The organism is Kineococcus vitellinus (assembly GCF_009906315.1).
GTDB lineage: Bacteria > Actinomycetota > Actinomycetes > Actinomycetales > Kineococcaceae > Kineococcus > Kineococcus vitellinus.
Map to the genome: position 1 here is coordinate 1 of NZ_JAAALL010000399.1, position 3,079 is coordinate 3,079.

The window sequence follows — 3,079 nt, forward strand, 5'->3', positions numbered from 1 at the left end:
GTGCTGTCGACGACCCGGCCGCTGCTGGAGCACGTGGTGCGCACCCGCGTCACCGCCCTGCCCGGTGTCCGCGTCCACGAGGGCACGCCGGTGACGGACCTGGAGCGCGGGCGGGACGGGTGGAGCGCGCGTCAGCCGAGGTCGGCCACCGCGAAGGTGTCGCAGCGCGCGGGGTCGCCGCTCTCGTAGCCGGTGGTGAACCACTGCCGGCGCTGCTCGGAGGTGCCGTGCGTGTACGTGCCCGGGTCGGTGGTGCCGTCGCCCAGCTCGGTCTGGATGAAGTCGTCCCCGATGCGGCCCGCGGTGTCCAGGGCGCGCTCGACGTCGTCGCCCGTGATGTCGCTGATGAGCGGGGCGCCGGAGTCGTCGGGCACCGTCGTCGCGTGGTTCGCCCACGTGCCCGCGTAGCAGTCCGCCTGCAGCTCCAGCCGGACGCTGCCGCTGTCGGGCCCGCTGACGCCGGCCTGCACCGCGTCGGAGGTGCCGAGCAGGTGCTGCACGTGGTGCCCGTACTCGTGCGCCAGGACGTAGGCGTTGACGAAGGCGCCGCCCTCGGCGCCGAAGCGGGTCCGCAGCTCGTCGAAGAAGGACAGGTCGATGTAGACCAGCTGGTCCGCCGGGCAGTAGAACGGCCCGGTGCCGGAGGTGCCGGTGCCGCAGGCCGTCGGGGTCGACCCGGCGAAGAAGACGGTGTCGGCGGGGACGTAGCGCGGGCCCAGCAGCCCGCTCCAGTAGTCCTGGATCGACTCCACGTCGGCGACGACGGCGCAGTCGGCGCTGGCGTTGGCGTCCGCGCCGGTGCGGCAGGAGGCGTCGAGCTGGCCCGTGCTGGCGCTCTGGCCCTGCGCCAGCCCGCCCAGGACACCCGGCCCCGCGGCGCCCGGACCCGTGGTGGCCGGGTCGCCGCCGCCGCCGAGGACCTGCAGCAGGAGCACCACGAGGACGCCCACGACCCCGAGACCACCACCGCCCACGGCCAGCGCCCGACCACCGCCACCGCCGCGGCGGTCCTGGACGTTGCCGGTGTCCAGGCTCGCGTCGTCCCGGTACCTCATGACCACCCTCTCCCGTGCGGGCGCCGTCCGCCCTCCGCGCCCAGGGTGGCGGCAACCCGGCCCGCCCGCTCGTCGTCACCCGCCGCTCGTCGTCACCCCGCGGCCGGGGGCAGCAGACCCGCGTCGTGGACGGCGAGCGCGACCTGCACCCGGTTGTCCACCCCCAGGCCCGCCATCACCCGCGTCGCGTGCGCCTTCACCGTCGCCGTGCCGACGCCCAGCTCGGCGGCGATCTCGGCGTTGGACAGGCCGCGGCCGACGGCGAGCGCGACCTGGCGCTCGCGCGGGCTCAGCGCCCGCAGCGCCTGCGCCGCGAGGGCGCCGCGCGAGGGGGCGGGCGGCAGCTGCGCCGCGACGCGGGCCATCAGCAGCCGCGTCACCTCCGGGGAGAGCACGGGGTCGCCGGCCGCGGCCCGCCGCACCGCGGCGACGAGGTCGGCGGGCGGGGTGTCCTTGAGCAGGAACCCGCTCGCGCCCGCGCGCACCGCCGCCAGCACCGAGGCGTCGTCGCCGAAGGTCGTCAGCACCACGACCCGGGCGCCCGTCGCGGCGGTGATGCGGGTGGTGGCCTCGACGCCGTCGCAGCGGGGCATCCGCAGGTCCATGAGGACCACGTCGGGCCGCAGCTCCCGGGTGCGCTGCACGGCCTCCTCGCCGTCCGCGGCCTCGCCCACCAGCTCCACGTCGGGCAGCGCGCCGAAGACCATCGTGAGCGCGCCGCGCACCAGCGGGTCGTCGTCGGCCAGCAGCAGGCGCACGGGTGCCGCCGCGCTCACGCGGGCACCCGGGCCGGCCACGGCACGCGTGCGCGCAGGCGGAACCCGTCGGGCAGGCGCTCGTGCTCCAGCCGGCCGCCGGCCAGGGCGACCCGCTCGCCCAGGCCGACCAGGCCGAAACCCGCCCCCGGCACGCCCGCGCCGCCGGGACCCGCGGGACCCGCGGAACCCGCGGAACCCGCGGAACCCGCGGCGGGGGCGCTCCCGGGTGCACCGCGATCGGTGACCGTCACCACGACCTCACCGCCGGCCGAGCCCTCGACCACGACGTCGGCCCGGTGGCCGGGGGCGTGCTTGCGGACGTTCGTCAGCCCCTCCTGCACGATGCGGTACACCGTGCGCTGCAACGCCTCCGGTGCCCCGTCGGGGTCCTCGACGCGGACGGCGAGCCGGGCGTCGACGCCGAGCGCGGCGCTGTCGGCCACCAGGTCGGGCAGGTGCTCCAGGCGCGGCTGCGGCCGCCCGCCGGCACCGGTCACCTCGTCGGCGCGCAGCACGCCGAGGATCTCGCGCAGGTCCTCCAGCGCCGCGTGCGAGCTGCTGCGGATCGTCTCGGCCGCGGCGGCGACCACCTCCGGCGGGGAGTCCGGCCGGAAGGCCAGCGCCCCGGCGTGCAGGCTGACCGCGGAGATGCGGTGGGCGAGGACGTCGTGCATCTCCCGCGCGATGCGGGCGCGCTCGAGCACCCGGGCCTGCTCCGAGCGCCACTCCTGCTCCGCGCGCAGCCGCTCGGCGGTCCGGCGCAGCGACGCCAGCAGTTCGCGGCGGGTGCGGGCGTAGGTGCCCCAGCCCACCACGGGTGCGGCGAACACCACCACGACGAGGGCCTCCGCCCACCACGGCCACTGCACCTGGGGGTCGGGGAAGACCCGGGCGTAGGCCAGCGAGGCCGCCGCCAGCACGGCGGTGACGGCCGCGACCGCGCGCCAGCGGTGCCGGGCGGCCACCGAGAACAGCGCGACGAGGGCGGCGGCCAGCGCGCTCGCCGACACGGCGGTGCTCGCGGCCAGCACCGGGGCCACCACCAGCGGCCACCGCCGGCGCAGCACCAGCAGCGGCGTCAGCAGCACGCCCAGCAGGACGTCGGCGAACACCGCCGCGTCCGGGCGCACCCGCGCACCGAGCGCCCCGTCCAGCTCCGCGCCGACGAGCGTGAAGCCGGCCCCCAGGCACAGCAGCACCACCGCGAGGTCCCAGAGCGCCCGCAGCGCGGTGCGGCCCCACGAGCGGGGCGGCGGCGGGGGAGGG

The 3,079-nt window shown here is 77.9% G+C and carries 3 protein-coding genes and 1 pseudogene; 1 reads left to right on the top strand and 3 read right to left on the bottom strand.

What is annotated here, in order from left to right; translation table 11 throughout:
• Positions 1-189, top strand: a pseudogene (locus tag GTQ99_RS24485) (hypothetical protein); the annotation flags it as partial.
• On the opposite strand, the gene ypfJ reads toward GTQ99_RS24485, so the two are convergent.
• The 3 genes from ypfJ to GTQ99_RS21500 all read right to left on the bottom strand — a co-directional run.
• Positions 132-1,055: a KPN_02809 family neutral zinc metallopeptidase gene (gene ypfJ, locus GTQ99_RS21490; RefSeq protein ID WP_166617733.1), complete on the bottom strand. Its 924-nt coding sequence runs from the start codon at positions 1,053-1,055 to the stop codon at positions 132-134. The pseudogene GTQ99_RS24485 and the gene ypfJ sit on opposite strands and share 58 nt — an antisense overlap.
• 92 nt (positions 1,056-1,147) lie before the next feature.
• Positions 1,148-1,831: a response regulator gene (locus GTQ99_RS21495; RefSeq protein WP_338075182.1), complete on the bottom strand. Its 684-nt coding sequence runs from the start codon at positions 1,829-1,831 to the stop codon at positions 1,148-1,150.
• The coding region (locus GTQ99_RS21500) for a sensor histidine kinase (RefSeq protein WP_166617734.1) at positions 1,828-3,079 on the bottom strand (1,252 nt) is incomplete at its 5' end. The genes GTQ99_RS21495 and GTQ99_RS21500, both read right to left, overlap by 4 nt.